Below are 20,526 nucleotides of genomic sequence, written 5' to 3'. Positions count from 1 at the left end.
GAGGGGTTTGGGCAATGAGGCGGTATCTTCCATCACTTTCGGCGCTGCATGCCTTCGAAGCTGCGGCCCGATATATGAACTTCACGCGCGCCGCTGATGATCTCGGTCTCACGCAGAGCGGGATCAGTCGGCAGATTCGTAATCTGGAGGATTTTCTGGGGACTACCCTTTTTCACCGTTCAGGCCCACGTTTGGTGCTGACAGAAGTTGGAGCCAACTACTATCGCGATCTTGCTTTCACGCTGGACCGGCTTGAAGAAATCTCTATCGATGCGGTCCGTGGCCGTAGTGTTGATTCCTCCTTGATGGTGGGAACGCATCCAACTTTTGCATCTCGTTGGTTGCCTCAACGGCTTTATACTTTCATTTCGGCATTTCCGGACATACCCTTGGAGTTCACGTTAGCAACGCCCGCGACCGACTTCGAAACGACACGTTTGGACATTGCGGTATTGCGGGGGGCTGGTACGTGGCTCCATGCCCGTGCAATTGAACTCTTCCCTGAGAAACTTGCTGTTGTGGCCGCACCGAGCCTTATCCCATTGGGTGAGAAACTTGAACCACTCGAATTTTCGAATTTCCCGATGATCCAAAATGCCGGCCGGCCCAGCCTCTGGCTGAATTGGCTGCGTTTTGCCGGACTATCCTATAGCGGACGCATTCAGGGAATAAGATTTTCTCACTATGAGACGATCATCAATGCAGCCGTAAACGGACTTGGCGTCGCTGTCGTACCAACATTTTACATCGAGCACGAACTTGAAAATGGCTTATTGCACATGCCTTTCGGTGATGCCACGCATTCCGACGATTCCTATTATGTCGTTTACCCGGAAAGAAAAGCGAACAACCCCAATGTCGTGTTGTTCAGGGATTGGCTGATCAGGCAATCCCGAAAACACGCAGATCAATAAGCCGATTTGCTGAGTTCTGCCTCCGATGGGATTATTTTTTGCATGGTTAGTTTGCCGTTTCCGACCGCAATTCATTAGAGCGACTGTATATCTAAGCCCTCGCTGCGAATTCACAAGTCTCTGTGGACTCAGGCGCCTGCAACCAAACATCCAAAACTCCCGGAGCAAACGCGCCGGGAGTTTTTTTGTTGTCACGTGGAATTCCGGACGATCATTTTACCGGGCAAGGTGACTGTTTCGGCTTCAATGGCTCCGGTGATCATTCCGATGATGGCCTCGATCATTTCGTGGCGAGGTTGTTCATACGTGGTGAGACCGTATGCGGGTGAACCTCCGAGTTCATAATTGTCGAAGCCGACGATAGCCATGTCTTCAGGCACTCTCAGGCCGAAGTTACCGCGAATTTCATCCATGGCGCCGAAAGCCAGGATATCGTTCTCACACATAAGGACGTCGACGCGTTCGGAAGGTGCAGTTTGCGAGAGATATTCGCGGACGGAGGCTGCTCCCGCTGCGGCGCTGTATTTTTCGGCAGACAGGAGCTCGATCTCGCCGACGCCTTTTTCCGCCCAGGAATCTGTAAAGTGCTGCCGGCGTCTGAGCGCCGTCGAAAGCGCCGTCGCGCCGCTCATGAAGCCGGGCCTTCGATATCCCCGTTCGTATAAATGGTTGACGATGTCTCTCAGCGCCAGTTCGGCGTCACATACGACGGCGGGCACGCCGTCGATCTGGCTATCTCGTGCCAGAACGAACATGGGCGGCAGTCCGTGGCCAAGCTGGCGGTCCGTCAGCGTTTCATCGCGAAATGCGGTGCCAAAAAGAATGATGGCGTCAACCTGACGCTGGTCGGCATGCAGCAGGGCGTGCACGTGATCGAAGTGGTTATTGATGTTGATGAGCATGGCAACGAGGCCGGCGGCCTGCAGACGCTCCGTCAGTGTTTCAAGAAACGGTAGTTTCTGGGGATTGGCGAAATCATCGACGAAGACGGCGACCTGATGAGTCAGATTGGTGGCAAGGCTCCGGGCAAGAAGATTTGGCGAGTAATTCAGGGCAGCGGCCGATTCCAGCACGCGCCGTTTGCTTTCCTCGGTGATCGACGCACCGGGTGTGAAAGCCCGGATAACGGTCCATTTCGATACGCCTGCTGCGGTCGCCACCTCTTTCGCCGTCGCTCTCCTGGTAGTTTCCCGCTTGCGCATAGTGCCTCCAACCGAAATGGAACGAACATTCCATTTTGGATTCCGATGAAATGAACGCTTGCTTTTAACCCATTCGCGGCTATGATGCACCTGCTTGCACCCGGTAGCAAGATATTTGCACCCGGTAGCATTCACATTTTGCCGGCTTGAGGAGTGGGCCGGTGCAAGGAGGAGGAACCACATGAAATCTATTCTCAGGAAACTCGCCCATGGCGCGCTCGTCGCCGGAATAGCCGTGTCATGCTCTGCAACGGCCAGGGCGCAGGATCAGTTGACCATCATCGCGGTCACCCACGGTCAGGCGTCCGATCCTTTCTGGTCTATCGTCAAAAATGGCATGATGCAGGCGGGCAAGGACAGCAATGTCCGGGTCGATTATCGCGCGCCCGAGACCTTCGACATGGTCGCGATGGGTCAACTCATCGATGCGGCTGCAAACCAGACCCCGGCAGGGATAGTGATTTCCAATCCGGACCCAGATGCCCTTGGTCCAGCGATTGAAAAAGCAGTTGCCGCGGGTATTCCGGTCATTTCGATGAACTCCGGCATTTCGGCCACGGAAAAGCTCGGCATCAGGCTGCATGTCGGTCAGGATGAATTGCCTGCCGGTGTCAAGGTTGGGGAGAAGCTGAAGTCTCTCGGTTTGAAGCATGTTCTTTGCGTCAACCAGGAGGTGGGCAATGCGGCTCTGGACCAGCGCTGCGCTGGAACGGAAAAGGGTTTTGCAGGCGGCAAGGTAACGGTGTTGCCGACGACAGCCGACCCGGCGGAAATCGAAGCCAAGATTCAGGCGGCGCTCACCTCAGATCCCTCGGTGGACGTTGTTCTCGGCCTTTCTGCGCCGCTGGTCGGCGAACGCGCGGTTGCAGTCGTCGAAAAGCTGGGTGTCGGCGACAAGGTCAAGGTTGCATCCTACGATCTGTCGGCGGGTTTTCTGAAGGCGGTCGCGGACGGGAAGGCACTCTTTGCGGTTGATCAGCAACCTTTCCTGCAAGGTTATCTACCTGTGACATTTCTTGCGCTGAACGCACGTTACGGCACCATTCCGGCGGGCAACGTTGCCTCCGGCCCAAGCTTCGTCGAGAAGGACACGGCCGCCGCAGTCATCGAAAAATCCTCCCAGGGCATCCGCTAGGCCGGATGGAAGCGTGGCTCCCGCCAAAGCGGGAACCACTCCGAACGCAACTTTTGCCTCGATGCGCGATCTTTTCGGCCGAACGCCGTTGCGCGCAAAGCTGACACCCAATCTGAGGAACGAACCCATGACGCTGGCCAACGAACAGAACGGGTCCCAGACCCGATCCGACGAGCGGCTAAAAAAGGTTTCGATGATGACCGCTCTCCTGCGTCGTCCGGAACTCGGCGCTGTTGCCGGGCTGGTGCTCGTCACCATCTTCTTTTTCTTCACCGCCAATCCGGCTATGTTCACGCTGGCCGGCGTGGTCAATTTCATGGCCCCGGCTGCCCAGCTCGGCATTCTTGCCATCGGCGCCGCTTTATTGATGATCGGCGGTGAATTTGATCTGTCGATCGGATCGATGGTCGCCTTTGCCGGTCTCGTATTTGGCACGGCGCTGGTGGTTCTCAATCTTCCGCTCAGCGTGGCGATCCTGATTGCGCTTGGATTTGCCGTGGTCATCGGCGTCACGAATGCCCAGCTCACGATGCGAACGGGTCTTCCCTCATTCATCGTCACGCTTGCATTCCTCTTCATTCTGCGTGGCCTCACGCTGGTTGGCCTCAAATGGGCAAGCGGCGGAGCGACACAGCTTCGCGGCATGAAGGAAGCCGCCGCCGACAGCCCGCTTGCCCCGATTTTTTCCGGCGACGCCTTTACCGGCCTGTTCTCCTGGCTCGGCAGCCGGGGCATCATCGAGACATTTCCAAATGGAACACCGAAGGTCCCCGGCATTCCGGTGGAGATCCTGTGGTTCGTCCTGATCGCCCTGCTTGCTACCTGGATGCTTCTGCGGACGCGTTTCGGCAACTGGATATTTGCCGCCGGCGGTGACCCGCGTGCGGCGCGCAAGTCGGGCGTGCCAGTGGCGCGCGTGAAAACCACCCTTTTTATTATAACGGCCATGTGCGCCACGCTCGTAGCGATCCTCACCGTGCTGGATGCCGGCTCCACGGATGCCCGCCGTGGGTTTCAGAAGGAATTCGAGGCCATTATCGCGGCCGTCATCGGCGGCTGCCTTCTGACAGGCGGTTACGGTTCGGCGATCGGCGCGTTCTTCGGCTCGATTGTCTTTGGCATGGTGCTGATCGGTCTTACCTACACGTCGATAGATCAGGATTGGTATCTCGTGTTCCTCGGCGGCATGCTGCTGACGGCCGTCATTTTCAATAATGTGATCCGCAAACGCGTCACGGGAGAACGCTGATGAGCACATCTCAGACGCCAATCGTCGAGGTAAGGAACCTCGTCAAATATTTCGGCTCCATCATCGCGCTCAACGGTGTATCGCTGAGTGTCAATGCCGGCGAGGTTCTCTGCCTTCTCGGAGACAATGGCGCCGGCAAATCCACCCTCATCAACACCCTGTCCGGTGTGTTCAAGCCGACATCGGGAGAATTCCTCGTCGAAGGTCAGCCACGCATATTCGACGGTCCGCGGAATGCGCTCGATGCTGGCATCGCGACTGTCTATCAGGATCTTGCGATGATCCCCCTGATGTCGGTGACGCGGAACTTTTTCATGGGCCGCGAACCTCTGAAGGGTTTCGGCCCCTTCAAAAGCATGGACATGGATTTTGCCGACAGGGTCACGCGTGAGGAGATGCGCAAGATCGGCATCGATGTGCGTGAGCCGGATCAGGCGGTGGGCACCCTGTCGGGCGGTGAACGGCAATGCGTCGCCATCGCGCGCGCTGTCTATTTCGGGGCGAAGGTGCTCATCCTCGATGAGCCGACGTCGGCGCTCGGCGTCGCGCAGACCTCGATGGTTCTCAAATATATCAACCAGGTCCGCAATAACGGGCTCGGTGTCATTTTCATCACGCATAATGTCCGCCACGCCTATGCCGTCGGTAACCGCTTCACGGCGCTGAATCGCGGCAAGACCCTCGGAACCTATTCGAAGAGTGAAATTGGCATCGACGATCTGCAGAACCTGATGGCAGGCGGCAAGGAGTTGCAGTCTATCTCCGAGGAGCTGGGCGGAACCATCTGACTAGACATTCCCGAACGAATATCCGGTTCGGCGCGATCGCGCCGCGCCACGACCCCTCATACTCATCAGCAAGGTATTACCCATGAGCGCTTCTGCGAACTCCTTCCCACTGGCGGCGTGCGCCGAGATGTTGTGGCGTGACAAGCCCATCGAATGGCGCGCTTCCCGGCTCAAGGATCTGGGCTTCGGTGTCGGCCTGTGGAACTGGCCGGAACATGATATCAGCAGACTTGAAGCGACCGGTGCGACCTTCACCATCATGAACGGCTATCTCACCGGCCGGCTTACGGATGACGAAGGCGCGGAGGAACTGCTCAGCACGGCCCGCCAGACCGCCCGGGTGGGCAAACGCCTTGGCGTTCAGCGGCTGAACCTGCATGGCACGGGCCTTGGAGATCGCGGGCTGCCGGTGCAGCCTGTCGAGGTGGTTACGGGCGCCATGTGGCTCAAGGCGCGTGACACGCTTTGCCGTATCGTTGACCTGGCGGAAGAAGAGGATGTGGTTTTCACCCTGGAGAACCTCAACCTTCCCGTCGATCATCCCGGCGTTCCGTTTGCGCGCGCGGAAGATACGCTGGCGCTGGTTTCCAGCATCAACCACCCGCGTCTGCGCCTCAATCTCGATCTTTACCACGCCCAGATCGGCGAAGGAAACCTCATCGAACTCTGCCGCAGGGCCCTGCCGTGGATCGGGGAGATTCAGGTTGCCGACGTGCCCGGCCGCTGCGAGCCCGGTACGGGCGAAGTCAACTGGAACGGCATTGCCCGGGCGCTGAAAGCGATGGGCTATGCCGGGCCGGTCGGCATGGAGGCCTGGGCATCCAGCGATGCCGACGCAGCGCTCTCGGCTTTCCGCGCTGCATTCACAATCTGACAACATAAACCCATAGGACGATCCCCATGCCCAAGATAAAACCCGTCAATGTCGGTCTCATCGGCGCCGGCCGCATCGGCTCTTTCCACGGTGAAACCGTCGCCCGGCGACTGGTCGATGCCGAACTCGTCGCCATTGCCGATCCCGCACCGGGTGCGGCAGCAGGTCTTGCGGAAAAACTCGGCGTCGACGCCGCCTATACCGACATTGCTGCATTGCTTGCACATCCCGGTCTCGACGCCGTCATCATCGCAACGCCGGCCCGTTTCCATACCAATGTTCTTGTTCAGACTGCCGAGGCGGGAAAAGCGATTTTCTGCGAAAAGCCGATGGCGCTAACGCTGGAGGATGCCGATCGGGCGATTGCCGCGGCACGCTCGGCCGGTGTTCCCCTCCAGGTGGGCTTTAACCGCCGGTGGGATCAGGCCTTTGCGGAAGGCCGGGCCGCGATCGACGCCGGCAAGGTCGGCGCGCCGCAGCTCATCCGCTCGCTGACGCGTGATCCCGGCCCATTCGCCGCAGACCCTGGCCGTATTCCGCTCTGGACGATTTTCTACGAGACCCTCATCCACGATTTCGACACGCTGTTATGGCTGAACCCCGGCGCCAGACCCGTCGAAGTCTTCGCCATGGCGGATGCGCTTGTCCGCCCTGACGCAAAAGGTGAAGGCTTTCTGGATACGGCGGTGGTCAATATCCGTTTCGACAACGGCTCCATAGCCGTTGCGGAAGCCAATTTTTCGGCGCTCTACGGCTATGACATTCGCGGTGAGGTTTTTGGATCGGCCGGCATGGTGACGATGGGCGATGTGCGTCGTTCAAGCATGACGCTGTTCGATGGCTGCGGCGTCTCGAATGAGACCTGGCGTCGCGATACCGATCACTTTGTCCATGGTTACACGGCGCAACTCGCCTCTTTCATAACCGCCGTCCGTCAGGGGGCAATGAGTGAAGGGCCGACGGGCCAGGATGCACGCAACGCACTGGCGGTCGCCCTTGCCGCTATTCAATCGGTATCCCGGAAACAGCCGGTTGCCCTGAACTGAACCCCATGCGCGCTGGCTTGCCGGCGTGCTTTTCGATCGACGAGGAGCAGGCTCCATGCGTACGCGGCAGACCTTTAAAACGCCGACCAGCATTCAGGACATGAAAGGTCTGATCGTAACGGGGAGCCTGCGATTGTCGCAGCAGCAGGACCATGTCGCGCGAACCATTCTGGCTCGTCCGCATATCGTCGCCTTTGGAACGATCGGTTCCCTCGCCAGCGAATGCGCCGTGTCTCCATCCACCGTCGTCCGTGTCGCCAACTCGCTGGGCTTTGATAGGTTCAGCCAATTCAGGCGGGTTTTTCGCACGCACGTACTGTCGGAAGGAAAGGGGCGTAACATAAAGAATTTTCTATAGATTTTGCCCTGTGAAAGTGAACGTCGCAGGTTTTGCGCGGTGGAGAAGAAAATGAATATTGGCGAGATTTTGCCGGCGGGGGTTCGGCTCGCCGTCAGCCCACTTTCCTGGTCGAATGACGTTCTTGAGGATCTTGGAGCGGACATCTCACTGGAGAGCTGCCTGACGGACACTGCGGATGCGGGGTATCAGGGCATCGAACTCGGGCGGAAATTTCCGCGTGATGGGGCTGTTCTGCGACCTTTGCTTCAGCATCACGGATTGGCTCTGGCGTCTGGCTGGTACTCGGGCAAGCTTGCCGAGCAAAGCGCCGGAGAGGAGATGCTGGACGTTTTCTCTCATGCGGAATTATTGCGCCTGATGGGTTGCAAGGTGATGGTTTACGGAGAGGTGGCGATGATGTCTCCAGGCTCACCGCTGGACACGCCAATGTCACAGCGCTTGGTCATGCCCAGAGAGGATTTTCCGGCATATGCCCTGCGCCTCACGGAATTTTCCAAACGCCTGGCGGGGGATTTCGGCCTGCAGCTCGCCTATCACCATCATCTCATGATGGTTGCTGAAACTTTCGATGAGATTTCTCTTCTGTTCGACAGGGTTGGTCGCGAGACCGGGCTCCTTCTGGACACCGGCCATTCTGTTGCTGCGGGCTTTGACTATCAACGTCTCATCGAGCGTTTCGGTGACCGTGTCGCTCACATACATCTCAAGGATGTCCGCGGCGCTGTCATGGAAAATGTCCGGAACCACGATCTCAGTTTCAATGCCGCGGTGCGAAGCGGGATGTTTACCGTTCCGGGCGACGGCGTGATCGATTTCCAGCCCGTTGCTGCATTCGTGCGGGACAGCTGTTATCAGGGATGGCTGGTGGTGGAAGCCGAACAGGACCCGGCCGCAGCGCCGCCGAGAGATGCGGTGACACGCGCATTCAGGCACGTCGAGAACTTTTGGACGGCTGGGTCAACACCGCATGATGTGTAAATATACGCCTAAGTCCCCATGATCGAATGCCGTTTTGCTCGTCTCCGGTCCTCGGACGATCCGTTCAAGAGGTTGCGATTCAACCTTGAGGGCCAGCGGCTCCACGCTTTCCGGGCCAGGCTGTCAGCGCGACGTCGACCAAAGCCTTCAACCTGGCCGTACATGCGCCGTCGCAAGCCTGCGCAGACATGCCCTGGATGATGGCGCCGTAAAAGCGTGCGAGCGTATCCGTGTCGGTTTGCGTGGGTAGTTCGCCCTCGCTGACGGCGCGGTCGAACCGTGTCTTGAGAATCTGTATTGCCGCCTCGCGCAATCCTGCCGTTGTGCGGGCGACAGAGGCGTTTGCTTCCGAATGCTGGAGAACGGCGGTGGAAACGATGCATCCGCGCGGCTTGTCGGGCTGGGTATGTCCTTCAGCAATATCGTAAAGGTAAGAGGCGAGCGCCTCATAGGCGGGTATTTGCGCCTGCAGCACTTCGGCGCGGCGTTCGCTTTGCTGCGCAATGCTATGATCAAGCGCCAGCCGGAACAATTCTTCCTTTGAACCGAATGTCGCGTAGAGGGACGGCGGGGTGATGCCCATCGCATGGGTGAGGTCCGCTATCGAGGTTCCCTCATAGCCGTGTTCCCAGAACAGCCGGGCTGCGACGTCGAGCCCGGCATTCCGATCAAGCAGGCGCGGTCTACCGCGTTGTTTTCGCGTCATTTCAGACATTTTTATATCGATCACTATAAAAATATTGACAGGTTGTGGCCGGATTTTATTATAACGATCGCTAGTTAAATCGCAACGGAGTGATCCATGTCTCAGAAACTATCGAACAAAGTCGCCCTCATAACGGGCAGTTCCCGCGGCATCGGCCGTGCGACAGCCCTGGCGTTTGCCAAAGAGGGTGCAGGTCTTATCGGCGTCCATTATGGCGCGAACCCCGAGGCGGCACAGGCAACGGTCCGCGAGATCGAGGCTCTCGGTTCGAAGGCGGTCGCTCTCAATGCCGATCTGCGGGCCGGGAAAGCGGCGACGGACAGCTTGTGGGAGCAGTTCAGGGAAGCCGCTGTCGCTTTCACCGGCTCGCCATCGCTTGATATTCTCGTCAATAATGCGGGCATTGCCCCGGCGACACCGTTGAAGGAAACAACGGAAGCCGCGTTCGACGAGTTGATGACGATCAATTTCAAGGCGCCATTCTTTCTCATTCAGGCCGTTGCCGATCATCTCCGCGACAATGGCCGCATCATCAATGTCTCGACCGGTTTCACGCGCATCGCGGCGCCGACACATCCCGCCTATGCGGCGTCCAAGGGGGCGCTTGAGACATTGACACTGGCGCTCGCCCCGGAATTCGGCCGACGCGGAATTACGGTCAATTCGGTTCTGCCGGGTGTCACTGGAACCGACATGAACGCCGAATGGCTGGCAATGCCGGAAGCCCGCGCAGGTGCTGAAGCCCTGTCCGTCTTCTCACGTGTCGGACGCGCCGACGATATTGCGGACGTCATCACATTCCTTGCCTCGAACGATGCCCGTTGGACGACTGGACAGATGATCGATGCGACGGGCGGTGCGCGGATTTGATGCAGGCATAGCAAATATCCCTGGACGAGCGGCGTCGGGCAGTTTCGCCTGACGCCTGCCAATACTAGCCGTGTTTGCGTGCCCACCGCAGATTCTGGGTTTGCCCGCCATAACCGTAGGCATCGCCATCGACGGCGTGAACCAGCACATAGCTTGCCTCGTGCACAGGCCCCAGCAGGGTGTTCATCTCTTTATAGACCCGCCGGACCCATTCCGTCGTCTCGTCCTTTATGTTGGTGTGTTCTGTAATCGAAACCTCGACATAGAAGCTGCCGACCTTCTGGTCGGCGACGCTCGCTCCGGCGATGATCCAGTCATCGGGATCGGCGCTCTCGACGAGAACCGCGGTGACAGCGGGGTCCTTGTGCAGGATTTCCGCCGTGAGGCGAGAAAGCAGAGCCGCGATTTCCAGCTTTGGGTCGCGTCCGTTCCGGGGTTTGGTGTAGCGCGCTTTGATCATGGGCATGGTCTTGTCTCCTTGTTGCCGAGACACCTTGCGCAAATTTCTTCATAATGAGAATATGGTATTGGATATTCCATACATAGCGATTTTATATGATTGACCTCGAAAGCGTTCGCCTGTTCATTTTCTCCGTCGAGCTAGGCAGCCTGACAAAGGCGGCAGAGGCGGCAGGAACCGTGCAACCGGTCGTCAGCCAAAAATTGAAGATGCTGGAGCAGCGTGTCGGCAGGCGGCTGATCGACCGTTCGCCGCGGCATCTGCGGCTCACGGAGGATGGCCAGGTGTTCCTGCCGAAGGCTCGCGAGCTGCTCGCCAAACACGAGGAAGCACTGACCTTCGGTCATGAACCGCCGCTGCACTTTAGCCTGGCCGCCAGTGACCACGCGATTGGGGGCCGCCTTTCGACGGCCATACGGGCGATGCGCGCGGCACTCCCCGCCAATGCGGTGATTGACGTGAATATCGGCTTTTCCCGGTACGTGAAGGAAAGTTTCGCGTCCGGACAGGCCGACGCGGCCATTATCCGTCGTAACGGCGGTGGCTCAGACGGCGAAATCCTGCGTACCGACAGGTTGGGATGGCGGGCCGCCCCGGGTTGGCGGCCACGCTCCAACAGCGCCATTCCGCTGGTGTCGCTGGGGTCTGCGTGCGGTGTCCGGGAAATTGCGGTGTCGGAGCTTAGAAGAGCTGGCGTGGAGTGGCGCGATGCTTTCACCGCCGGAAGCTGTTCGGTACTCCATGAAGGAATTCTTGCAGGCGCGGGTGTCGCGCCAATGGGCGATATTAGCGCCCGTGGCCTGCCCGACAGGGGTGTGGAACTGGGGCTGCCTTCATTGCCGCCTTCCGATATCGTTCTTCTTTCCCGCGCAAGAACGCCCGCACATGCATCGGCGATCAGAGCCCTGGCCGCAGCCGTATCCGGCACCGGCGACTAGGTTGAGTAGCGGTTCCCCGTCGCTTTTGGGCAGTTCCGCTCCAGCCCATCAACAAGTTCGCCTCGTCGCGCGCGTGAATGATGACGTCAGCCCGCATTGCTCAAATCCATGTAAGCGGGTTCAAATTCGTGGCCATCGGGATCGGCGAAGGTGCGGAGATACATGAAGCCCAGATCCTGCGGTTCCCGGACATCCGCTTGCCCGCCCGCTTTTGCGGCGGCGCCAACCATGGCGTCGACCTCTTCGCGGCTGTCGCGCGAAAGGGCGATCAGCATGCCGTTTGTCGTATGGGCATCGGCGATCGGTTTGGCGGTGAAGGTCTTGTAATAATCGTGCCGCAGAAGCTGGAAGGTGATGGTCTCCGACCACACCATCGAGCTTGCGTCTTCGTTGGAAAACTCTTCGTTCTTCACGCAGCCGATCGCCTCATAGAAGGCGGTCGAAACGGCCAGGTCTTTCACCGGCAGGTTCAGGAAAATCATCTTGGCCATTGTCTTTCTCCTCATGGTGGAACGGGGTTACAGGAAGGTCTGCTGAAAGGTCTCGCTCGGATGGATGCAGATGATCTCCAGCCGGTCAGTGCCGATATTTTCGAAGCGATGGGGGACATTGGCAGGCCCAACGACGATGTCTCCCGACGAGCCACGTGCCCGCTGATCGCCGATTGTGAACTCGGCCTCGCCTTTGCGCACCACCCAGGTTTCGGCATAGGGGTGGACGTGCAGATCAGGGCCGCGACCCGGATCGGCATTGACGAGAAAGATGGATACGGCGCTTCCGTATTCGCATCCTTCATAACGCACCGTCCGGCTCTGGCCCGGATTCGGTTCCTGATGACGGCGAATGGAAAACATCTGGTCTCCTCCCTGAGATAAAACTATCTTCACGAGAAGATATATGAGCGATTTATCTTCCTGTCAAGACATCTATCTTCTCGCAAAGATATATTCACGGAGCAGGCAAAGCCGTATATGGTTTTCGAAGTGCTGATGGGGTGATGAGATGAAGCAGGCGATGCCGGACACAACGACGGATCGGACGATGGAAGCTGACAGGGAAGATCATGTCGACCGTCTCCGTGCCCAGTGGGCGCGGGAACTGCCTGATATCGACACGGAACCGATGGCCATCTTCGGGCGCGCCAAACGGCTCAGCAACCTTCTCGCGCCATCAATCGAAGAGACATTTGCCGTCTTCGGTCTCGACCGCGGCGAGTTCGATGTCATCGCGACATTGCGCCGGTCCGGACCACCCTACCAGCTGACGCCGACGGAAATGTATACGACGCTGATGCTCTCCTCAGGCGGCCTGACGCACCGGCTTGATCGATTGGAAAAGGCCGGCCTCATCGAGCGCAGAAAATCGAAGCTCGATGGGCGCAGTGTCGTTGTGTGCCTCATGCCTGCGGGCATCGAGCTGGCGGAAAAGGCGTTTCGCCAGGACATGAAAAGCGAACTGAGTTTCCTGCAGGGGCTCAGTCCGGAGGAGCGCGATAACCTCGCGGCGCTGCTGAAAAAGCTGGTGCTGGAGATCGAGGCCCGTCTTTAGCTTCTGGCGCAGTTCTTTCATTCGAGCGATCTGCAAATCAGAGACTGTTTGCCTGCGCCTGCGGTTCGCGCCGTCACTGGCTGTAGCATGCTCTAGAAGCATCTCTCTCAAGCGATCACTGTGTTTTCCAGGTCTCGAGCAGCATCCGCACAAATTTTTCGGCGGCTGGGGAAAGAGCGCTGCTTCGCCTTTGCACGATGCCTATCGTACGGGAGACCACCGGGTTGACGATTGGCCGGGTGATAAGGAATGGGTGATCGTCCTGCGGCGTTGCCAGCCGCGGCAGGACGGAAATGCCAAGTCCGGCTTCGACGAGACCGAGCGACGTGTTGAGATGCGTCACTTCATAAAACCAGTTCAATTTTAAATTGTGCCGTGCAAGCGCGCTGTCGAGAAGCGTCCTGTTGCCGCTCGAACGGTCCACGACGACCAGCGGATAGGCCTCCAGCTGGTCCCACTCGATCGTTTCGAAAGCTGCCAGAGGGTGGTCTTTCCTCATTGCCAGCACGAAGGGGTCATCGATGAGGGGCTCGAATGAAAGCTCGGGATCGGAATTGCCATCAGGTTGATGCCGAATTCCACCTCGCCTCTGGCGACCGCCTGCAGACCCTCATTGGCTGTCAGATCCCTGATCCGCAGCCTTATATGGGGATATTGCTGGCTGAAGGTCTTGATGACGGTGGGAAGAAAGTAAAAGGCGGCGGTGGGAACGCAGGCCATGGTGATAAGCCCGCGCCGTTGCGCGCCGTCCTTCATGGCAAAAAGCGATCCGTCAAATTCCTCGAGCATGCGCCGAACGAGCGGCATGACTTCCTGCCCCATGGCGGTGGGTGCGACGTGGCGCGTCGTTCTTTCCAGAAGTGGCGCGCCGATGGCCTGCTCCAGTTTCTGGATACGGCGGGTGAGCGCCGGTTGCGAGATATGTAGTGCCTCGGCGGCCCTGTGGAAACTGGCCAGTTCAACCACCGCTTGAAACGCTCGCAAATCCAGAATTTCACAATTGATGCTCATACCGCAATAAAACTCCAAAAAATTGCATTTAACAGATTAGACTCTTTTGCTCATATTGCAACAACACGGCGCATTGATCCGCCAAATGCAATATTGAGGCAACCCATGAACGATCTGCTGAAGATACCCTGTGTGCTGATGCGCGGTGGAACGTCGCGTGGACCGTTCTTTCTCGCATCCGATCTTCCCCGTGATCGGGCAGACCGGGACGCGGCCCTTCTTTCCATCATGGGGTCTGGCCATCCGTTGCAGATCGACGGCATTGGCGGGGGCAATCCGGTCACGTCCAAAGTTGCGATTATCGGCCCTTCCACGGTCAGGGGCGCTGACATCGACTATCTGTTCGCACAGGTTCGCACCGACAGGCAGTATGTCGACTATTCGCCAAACTGCGGAAACATGCTGGCCGCCGTTGGGCCCTTTGCCATCGAAGCGGGGCTTGTCGAAGCGCAGGGCAGCGATACTCTCGTGCGGATCCATAACGTGAATACCGGCAAGCTGATCGAGGCGAAGGTTCCGACACGCGGCCGCGAGGTTATTTATCTCGGCGACGCCTCGATCGACGGTGTTCCGGGTCTGGCGGCGCCCATCGCATTGACATTCATGGATGCGGCAGGTGCGAAAACCGGCAAGCTGTTGCCCACCGGAAAGCCGGTTGATCTGATCGATGGCGTCAATGTGACGGCCATAGACTGCGCCATTCCGATGGTTCTCATCTGCGCAGCCGATCTCGGCGTGACGGGGTACGAGGATCCGCAAACCTTGAGCGCTCACAAGGATCTCATCGCACGGATGACCCGCATCCGCATCGAGGCCGGAAAGTTGATGGGAATGGGTGATGTGAAAGACATGGTCATTCCGAAACCGGTGCTCATTGCACCGGCCCGCAGAGGCGGCACTCTCTCGGTACGGTATTTCATGCCCAACGAGTGTCATCCTGCACTGGCGACGACTGGTGCCGTTGGCATCGCAACCGCGGCTGTCACCAAAGGCTCCATCGCTTATGATGCGGCCGGAGGCCTTTCGGTGCCGACCCAGATCCGCATCGAACATCCCGCAGGCTGCCTCGATGTGCAGCTGGAGATGCGAAACGGCGCAATAACGGCCGGACTCGTGAGAACGGCGCGCAGGCTTTTCGAAGGCTTCGCCTTCGCCAAACCAACCGCTGCGATTGAAGACGCAGCCTAGACGCGGCCATAGTGGCGCAAAATATAGTCAAACCGGGAGGAGAACCCTTATGCGTAAATATCTGCTTGCAACCGCGGCGCTCTGTGCGCTGGCGGCATCTGCCAATGCCGAATCCGTCAGGATGAGCGTTGGCTCGTACAACCTCAACAACCTGCCTTTCCCCGTGGCGGCGAGCCTTGGCTTCTACAGGGAGGAGGGCCTTGATGTAACGACCGAGAACTTTGCCCAGGGCGGATCGAAGGTTCTGCAGGCGCTTGTTGCCGGTTCCACGGACGTTGCCGTAGGCTTCTACGATCATACGATCCAGATGCAGTCGCAGAACAAGCACGTGGTCGGCTTCGTGCAGCTTGCCCGCAACTCGGGCCTGGTTCTCGCCGGCAAGAACGACACGGATTTCGATCCGGCCAAGCCGGAGACGATCAAGGGCAAGAAGGTCGGCATCACGTCGCCTGGCTCCTCTTCGGACTTCTTCATTCGCTACTACATGAAGCAGCATAATCTCAGCGACAATGACATCTCCATCATCGGTGTCGGTTCGGGCGCTGCGGCCGTTGCCGCCCTGCAGCAGGGCAAGATCGATCTGCTCGTCAATTACGATCCTGCCGCAACCATCGTCGTGGAGCGCGGGCTGGGCAAGATCCTCATCGATGCCCGTAGCGACCAGGGCGCAAGGGATGTCTATGGCGGCATCTATCCCACCTCGGTCCTTTACGCCACGCAGGACTATATCAATGCCAATCCGGAAGTGATCCAGAAGGTCACCAATGCGACGGTTCGGGCGCTGCACTGGATGAAGCAGCATTCTGCGGAGGAAATCGTCGCAAAGCTTCCCGATGATTTCGTGTCCGGCGACAAGCAGACCTACATCAAGGCCGTTGAAGCGGCCAAGGCGATCTTCTCCGAAGATGGCAAGTTTGAGCCTGCCGATCTCGAAACGCCGCTCGCCGTTCTGAAAAGCTTCAATGATGCGGTCGCCAAGGCGACGATCGATCTCAACACCACCTACACCAACAAGTTCGTCGAGGCCGCAGCCTCGAAGGCCGCAAACTGAGAGGCCGCCATGTCTTCGCCAGCCAGAAAGCTAGAACCCGTGACGGAACTCGAACCCCAGCCGATGGTGGCAATCGACGACGTGACCATGGCGTTCGGTTCGTTTGTTGCGGTTCAAAACGTCAATCTCAAGGTCGGCGATGGCGAGTTTCTCTCCATCGTTGGGCCGACGGGATGCGGAAAGTCCACCATTCTCAACGCTATCGCGGGCCTGTTGAAGCCAGCGCAGGGCAGGGTTTCCATCGACGGTTCGCTCGTCAAGGGCGTACAGAACAACATCGGATATCTGTTCCAGCAGGATGCGCTTCTTCCCTGGAAGACAGCGTTTCAGAATGTCGAGCTTGGCTTGATGTTCCGCGGCGTTCCCGAAAATGAGCGGCGCGCCAAGGTTCAGGCCTGGCTTGAAAAAGTTGGCCTGAAGGGCTTCGGAGACCGCTTTCCGCACCAGCTCTCCGGTGGACAGCGCAAACGCGTGCAGATGGCGCAGGCTCTCATCACCGAGCCGAAGGTCATCCTGATGGACGAACCCTTCTCGGCATTGGATATCCACACCCGCCACCTCATGCAGAACGAGTTGCTGCGCCTGTGGCAGGAGGACCGCCGTGCGGTGGTCATGATCACCCATGATCTGGAAGAGGCGATTGCGCTCGGAGACCGGGTTGTCGTTCTCGCTGCCGGCCCGAAGAGCCGCGTCATCGAGAGCTTCCCTGTCGATCTCGAGCGGCCCCGCAACGTCGCGGAAATCAAACTCGATCCAAAATTCATGACGCTCTATCGCGATATCTGGGCGTCCCTGCGTGGCGAAGTGGAGAAAAGCTATGCAAGCCGTTAATGTTCGTATCATCCAGATCGCTCTTCTGGTCGTGCTTTTGGGCGGGTGGCAGCTCGGTGTGACCTCGGGCGCCATCGACCGCTTCTTCTTTCCGGCACCCTATGACATCGTCAAACAGGTGATTGACTGGGTTGCCGATGCCGGTTTTTACAAGCATGTCGGCATCACGCTGAGCGAAACGGTGCTGGGCTATCTCATCGGTACAGGTCTCGGTGTCGGCGCCGGCGTCTGGCTGGGCCTCAGCCCCTTCGTCGCGCGGGTGCTCGATCCGTTCATCAAGGCCGTGAACGCCATTCCGCGTGTCGTTCTGGCTCCGATCTTCGTGCTCTGGCTCGGTCTTGGCCTGTGGTCGAAGGTTGCGCTTGCGGTTACGCTCGTCTTCTTCGTCACCTTCTTCAATGCCATGCAGGGCGTGCGCGAAGTGAACCCGGTCGTGCTTTCCAATACCCGCATTCTTGGCGCCAAGCGTTCGGATCTGCTGCGTCACGTCTATTTCCCGGCGGCGGCGAGCTGGATTCTGTCGTCGCTGCGCACCTCCGTCGGATTTGCAGTGGTCGGCGCAATCATCGGCGAATATCTGGGAGCTTCCGCCGGCCTCGGTTATCTGATCGCCCGCTCGGAAGGCAACTTCGATGCGGTCGGCGTCTTCGCAGGCATCATCATTCTGGCGGTCTTCGTTCTTGTTATTGACCTCATTCTGGATTTTGCGGAGAAGAGGTTGATTACCTGGCGACCCAATGCAGGCGAGGAGCGTCCCGCGTAAGCGGACTGCAACAAGACTATTTCCGTTGGGGCGGTCCGTGATCGCCCCTTTTTAAATGGCTGAGCCTTGCAAGCGAAATGGGGACGTCCAAATCCTTCATTCGTTGGACAAATTGCACATGCTGGATATCTACTACGCTGATTTCGACACCACCGTCATACCCTCGGATCCGGGCTGCCTGGAACTCGCCGGCTCCATCGATCTTGATGCGCACCGTTTACTTGCGGCCCCGTTCGACAAGGCCCGGCAGGCCGGCGCCGATCTCAGATATTTCGACGATACGTTGCTTGAACCGGAGCAGGTCGTGATATTGCTGAGCATCCTCCTGACAAACGAATATGTTCTTGAAGGTAACGAACACGCGCTGGCCGCGTTCAATTCGATGCGTGATCTCCTGGAACGGGCTGCGAAGCGAGGCGTGGGGCTTGTGGCTTTTGCTGATTGAGTGCCGGGTCGGTGTTGTGTTCCTGGCGGTGAGATTTGTAAAAGTGCCGGGAAAAGTCTCCTGACATATCTCGACACGGGGGGTTCTTTGGTGCTCCAAGGAAGGACGTATCCGCTGAGGAGCCATTCATGAAAACAGTCACAAGTTCGTCTCCCCTGCCACTGGATGGTCCGCAATGGGGCAGATTCCGTCAGCAGGATGAATTGCGAAAGGCGATGCTTGAACGGCGCTTTGACGAGGTCGAGCGTATACTCGCGGCGCTTGAGGCGGCATGGTGGCAGTCCGACGATCTGGCGGACGATCACTATATCCATCTTTCGACCGACACGGGCCTGTTCGACAGCGCCAGCGTGCATGCGGCCCTCAGACTGGAACTGCTCGATGCCTGGAGGCAGGCATACCCGGCTTCGTATCATGCAAGGCAGGTCGCCGGTCACTATTATTTCCGCCGGGCCTGCGACATCCGAACGGCGACCTGGGCATCGGATGTTGGGGAAGACCAGTGGACCGCCGCCCACATGGCCTGCATAATTGCGGCAGAGCATTTGCTGAAGGCGATGGCCCTTTCCGCGCGGCCTGCTCTTGCTGCGGAAACCATGATGGAGATGAGCCAGTATCTCGGGCAGCCGGATTTCGTCGATGCGCTGTTTCTGGGTACGCCGGTTGAAAAGACGGTAACGAGCGATGAGTTGGAACCGGAGCTTTACGAAGCCGCATGCGCCTGGCTTGCCAGACACGGATTGACACCGCCCGGTATCATAACGGCGACGCTTCCTGCCTCGCTTCCACCCCTGCAGCACGGGGACGCCCAAAATCCCGGCTATTACTGGTTGCGCTACTGCCTTTCGCTTCGGCCCCGTTGGCCGGAAATTCTGGTTTCTTACGCGCAATATTTGAGCCCGCGATGGGGTGGCGATGATGGCGAGGTCGAAAAATTCGCCAAAGGTCCCTTATGTTCCGCGCTGAGCGAACAGGAGCGCAATTCCGTGCGCTGGCCGGGGGTGCAGGATGCATTGACCATACCCGATTATCCCGAACCCGGCGATACCCGCGAAATTGCCGCCCGGGAGAGGATTTTCAAGAATTGGCTGGCGCGGGATCTCACAGATCGCCTGCGTTTCGTTTCCCTCGGAAAATACGCCAATTTCACCCATTATTCTCTCCAGGACGAAAAACTGGCGCACCAGCGCCATGTCGAATCCATCCGTTACTGCAAGGCGCCGGGAACCTATCCGGCCATTGACGGCCCGTTCCGGGACTTCACCAATCTGATGCTGATCCAGCATTTCGAGGATCACGACGGCGCCTATGCAAACGTGCTGCAAACGGCCGTCCGTCGTTTTGATGAGCCGACCATGCTGACAATGGCGGCATTCGCCTGGCAGTTCGGCATGTGGGGAATAGAGGCGAACCCGGCCATCGCCACGCAGCTGGTCGACCGGGTCGCGCAACTCGAACCGCTCTACGAGCCCGATGAGTTCACGCCGATGCATGCCTGCCGGATGATCTGGGATGGAGGATTCCAGCAGGAGTCGGCCTGGTTGACCCGCGCATTCGCTGAACGGCGCGTCTATTCGGCCGCGGCAAGCATGTATGACATCGCAACGGGCTTCCGGCCCGATACAGACCCGCAACTGCTCGACGGCGACGAAGCGGGGCGCTGGCTTCAGCAGGCCGTCGAAGAGGGTGAACCGGTCGCACTTTATAACTATGCCTGGCGGCTGGAAAATGTCGACAATCTCGATCTGTCGCTGCGGGAAAATTTCGAACGGGTTCAGGAATATTACCGTGGCGCGATGGAAGGCGGCGTGGATATATCCCTCATTCGACTGGCGAGCGTTGATCGCCGGCATGGCACTGCGGAGGAAAAACAGCAGGCCGTCGCCAATATGAAATCCCTCATCGACTATCATGACGACCACATTGCCGGAGAGGCTTATGGCCAGGTCGTTCTCGCCTATAAATATGGCGATGGCGTTCCCAAAAGCGAGTTTATCGCCATGCAATGGTTCGACCGTTACAAGGAACTCTTCCCCGATCATTCGTCACTGGAGTGGATGGAAACGCAAGTTTATGGATCGAGCGGATTGCAGATGGCCGGGCGGGCGTTGAAGGCCTTCTTCCTCGGCAAGAAACTTTCAAGCGACCATCTCCCACCGAAATAAGCG

22 protein-coding genes and 1 pseudogene are annotated in these 20,526 nt (G+C 58.4%); 17 read left to right on the top strand and 6 right to left on the bottom strand.

Annotated features, from left to right (window positions below):
- Positions 1-14: 14 nt before the first annotated feature.
- The gene (locus L904_RS23250) at positions 15-914 is read left to right on the top strand and encodes a LysR substrate-binding domain-containing protein (RefSeq protein ID WP_020808405.1); all 900 of its coding nucleotides are present in this window, start codon (positions 15-17) and stop codon (positions 912-914) included.
- A 191-nt stretch (positions 915-1,105) separates the two neighbouring features.
- Here the strand turns inward: L904_RS23250 and L904_RS23245 are convergent, their stop codons facing one another.
- Positions 1,106-2,116 (bottom strand): LacI family DNA-binding transcriptional regulator, encoded by a 1,011-nt coding sequence (locus L904_RS23245; RefSeq protein ID WP_031233310.1) that lies wholly within the window; start codon positions 2,114-2,116, stop codon positions 1,106-1,108.
- Between the two features lie 181 nt (positions 2,117-2,297).
- Here L904_RS23245 and L904_RS23240 point away from each other — a divergent pair, with 181 nt between their 5' ends.
- From L904_RS23240 to iolE, 7 genes are all read left to right on the top strand, one after another.
- On the top strand, positions 2,298-3,251 hold the full coding sequence (locus tag L904_RS23240) for a sugar ABC transporter substrate-binding protein (RefSeq protein WP_003523957.1): 954 nt from the start codon (positions 2,298-2,300) through the stop codon (positions 3,249-3,251).
- A 127-nt stretch (positions 3,252-3,378) separates the two neighbouring features.
- Positions 3,379-4,500: an ABC transporter permease gene (locus tag L904_RS23235; protein ID WP_031233308.1), complete on the top strand. Its 1,122-nt coding sequence runs from the start codon at positions 3,379-3,381 to the stop codon at positions 4,498-4,500.
- Entirely contained in the window at positions 4,500-5,288 is a 789-nt protein-coding gene (locus L904_RS23230) for an ATP-binding cassette domain-containing protein (protein ID WP_003523955.1), read from the top strand. Before L904_RS23235 ends, L904_RS23230 begins: the two co-directional genes overlap by 1 nt.
- An 82-nt stretch (positions 5,289-5,370) precedes the next feature.
- Positions 5,371-6,162 carry a TIM barrel protein gene (locus L904_RS23225; RefSeq protein ID WP_031233306.1) on the top strand — a complete coding sequence of 264 codons (792 nt, stop codon included), beginning with the start codon at positions 5,371-5,373 and terminating at the stop codon, positions 6,160-6,162.
- Positions 6,163-6,188: 26 nt separating this feature from the next.
- Positions 6,189-7,208 (top strand): Gfo/Idh/MocA family oxidoreductase, encoded by a 1,020-nt coding sequence (locus L904_RS23220; protein WP_020808401.1) that lies wholly within the window; start codon positions 6,189-6,191, stop codon positions 7,206-7,208.
- Between the two features lie 55 nt (positions 7,209-7,263).
- Positions 7,264-7,566, top strand: coding sequence for a MurR/RpiR family transcriptional regulator (locus tag L904_RS23215; protein ID WP_020808400.1), 303 nt, complete (start codon positions 7,264-7,266; stop codon positions 7,564-7,566).
- Between the two features lie 51 nt (positions 7,567-7,617).
- Complete coding sequence (iolE, locus tag L904_RS23210; RefSeq protein ID WP_020808399.1) at positions 7,618-8,547, top strand: myo-inosose-2 dehydratase; 930 nt, start codon at positions 7,618-7,620, stop codon at positions 8,545-8,547.
- Between the two features lie 79 nt (positions 8,548-8,626).
- Here iolE and L904_RS23205 read toward each other — a convergent pair whose 3' ends face one another.
- Positions 8,627-9,262 carry a TetR/AcrR family transcriptional regulator gene (locus L904_RS23205; protein WP_031233304.1) on the bottom strand — a complete coding sequence of 212 codons (636 nt, stop codon included), beginning with the start codon at positions 9,260-9,262 and terminating at the stop codon, positions 8,627-8,629.
- A gap of 87 nt (positions 9,263-9,349) precedes the next feature.
- On the opposite strand from L904_RS23205, the gene L904_RS23200 reads away from it, so the two are divergent.
- Positions 9,350-10,123, top strand: coding sequence for an SDR family NAD(P)-dependent oxidoreductase (locus L904_RS23200; RefSeq protein ID WP_020808397.1), 774 nt, complete (start codon positions 9,350-9,352; stop codon positions 10,121-10,123).
- A gap of 64 nt (positions 10,124-10,187) precedes the next feature.
- On the opposite strand, the gene L904_RS23195 is transcribed toward L904_RS23200, so the two are convergent.
- Complete coding sequence (locus tag L904_RS23195; protein WP_020808396.1) at positions 10,188-10,589, bottom strand: 4-oxalocrotonate tautomerase family protein; 402 nt, start codon at positions 10,587-10,589, stop codon at positions 10,188-10,190.
- Positions 10,590-10,678: 89 nt separating this feature from the next.
- Between L904_RS23195 and L904_RS23190 the strand changes: the two genes are divergently transcribed.
- Positions 10,679-11,521 (top strand): LysR family transcriptional regulator, encoded by an 843-nt coding sequence (locus L904_RS23190; RefSeq protein WP_020808395.1) that lies wholly within the window; start codon positions 10,679-10,681, stop codon positions 11,519-11,521.
- A gap of 86 nt (positions 11,522-11,607) precedes the next feature.
- Here the strand turns inward: L904_RS23190 and L904_RS23185 are convergent, their stop codons facing one another.
- Positions 11,608-12,012, bottom strand: coding sequence for a VOC family protein (locus L904_RS23185; RefSeq protein WP_020808394.1), 405 nt, complete (start codon positions 12,010-12,012; stop codon positions 11,608-11,610).
- A gap of 27 nt (positions 12,013-12,039) precedes the next feature.
- The gene (locus tag L904_RS23180) at positions 12,040-12,375 is read right to left on the bottom strand and encodes a cupin domain-containing protein (protein WP_020808393.1); all 336 of its coding nucleotides are present in this window, start codon (positions 12,373-12,375) and stop codon (positions 12,040-12,042) included.
- Between the two features lie 148 nt (positions 12,376-12,523).
- Between L904_RS23180 and L904_RS23175 the strand changes: the two genes are divergently transcribed.
- Positions 12,524-13,069 carry a MarR family winged helix-turn-helix transcriptional regulator gene (locus L904_RS23175; RefSeq protein WP_020808392.1) on the top strand — a complete coding sequence of 182 codons (546 nt, stop codon included), beginning with the start codon at positions 12,524-12,526 and terminating at the stop codon, positions 13,067-13,069.
- A gap of 115 nt (positions 13,070-13,184) precedes the next feature.
- On the opposite strand, the pseudogene L904_RS23170 reads toward L904_RS23175, so the two are convergent.
- Positions 13,185-14,080 (bottom strand): annotated as a pseudogene (locus L904_RS23170) (LysR family transcriptional regulator).
- 105 nt (positions 14,081-14,185) lie between these two features.
- On the opposite strand from L904_RS23170, the gene L904_RS23165 reads away from it, so the two are divergent.
- The 6 genes from L904_RS23165 (at position 14,186) to L904_RS23140 (ending at position 20,523) form a co-directional block, all read left to right on the top strand.
- Positions 14,186-15,268, top strand: a complete 1,083-nt coding sequence (locus tag L904_RS23165) for a 4-oxalomesaconate tautomerase (RefSeq protein ID WP_020808391.1) — start codon at positions 14,186-14,188, stop codon at positions 15,266-15,268.
- A 49-nt stretch (positions 15,269-15,317) separates the two neighbouring features.
- The gene (locus L904_RS23160; RefSeq protein WP_020808390.1) at positions 15,318-16,319 is read left to right on the top strand and encodes an ABC transporter substrate-binding protein; all 1,002 of its coding nucleotides are present in this window, start codon (positions 15,318-15,320) and stop codon (positions 16,317-16,319) included.
- Between the two features lie 63 nt (positions 16,320-16,382).
- Positions 16,383-17,150, top strand: a complete 768-nt coding sequence (locus L904_RS23155; protein ID WP_035263442.1) for an ABC transporter ATP-binding protein — start codon at positions 16,383-16,385, stop codon at positions 17,148-17,150.
- Positions 17,137-17,913 carry an ABC transporter permease gene (locus tag L904_RS23150; protein ID WP_003523941.1) on the top strand — a complete coding sequence of 259 codons (777 nt, stop codon included), beginning with the start codon at positions 17,137-17,139 and terminating at the stop codon, positions 17,911-17,913. The genes L904_RS23155 and L904_RS23150 overlap by 14 nt, the downstream gene beginning before the upstream one ends.
- A 118-nt stretch (positions 17,914-18,031) precedes the next feature.
- Complete coding sequence (locus L904_RS23145) at positions 18,032-18,358, top strand: hypothetical protein (protein ID WP_020811341.1); 327 nt, start codon at positions 18,032-18,034, stop codon at positions 18,356-18,358.
- A gap of 128 nt (positions 18,359-18,486) precedes the next feature.
- Positions 18,487-20,523, top strand: a complete 2,037-nt coding sequence (locus tag L904_RS23140) for a DUF4034 domain-containing protein (RefSeq protein WP_035263436.1) — start codon at positions 18,487-18,489, stop codon at positions 20,521-20,523.
- The last annotated feature ends 3 nt before the right edge of the window (positions 20,524-20,526 follow it).

The organism is Agrobacterium sp. LY4, from assembly GCF_001526585.1.
Classification (GTDB): Bacteria; Pseudomonadota; Alphaproteobacteria; order Rhizobiales; family Rhizobiaceae; genus Agrobacterium; species Agrobacterium leguminum.
The sequence above is the reverse complement of the archived record's forward strand: the minus strand, read 5'-3'. Positions and strand labels throughout refer to the sequence as shown.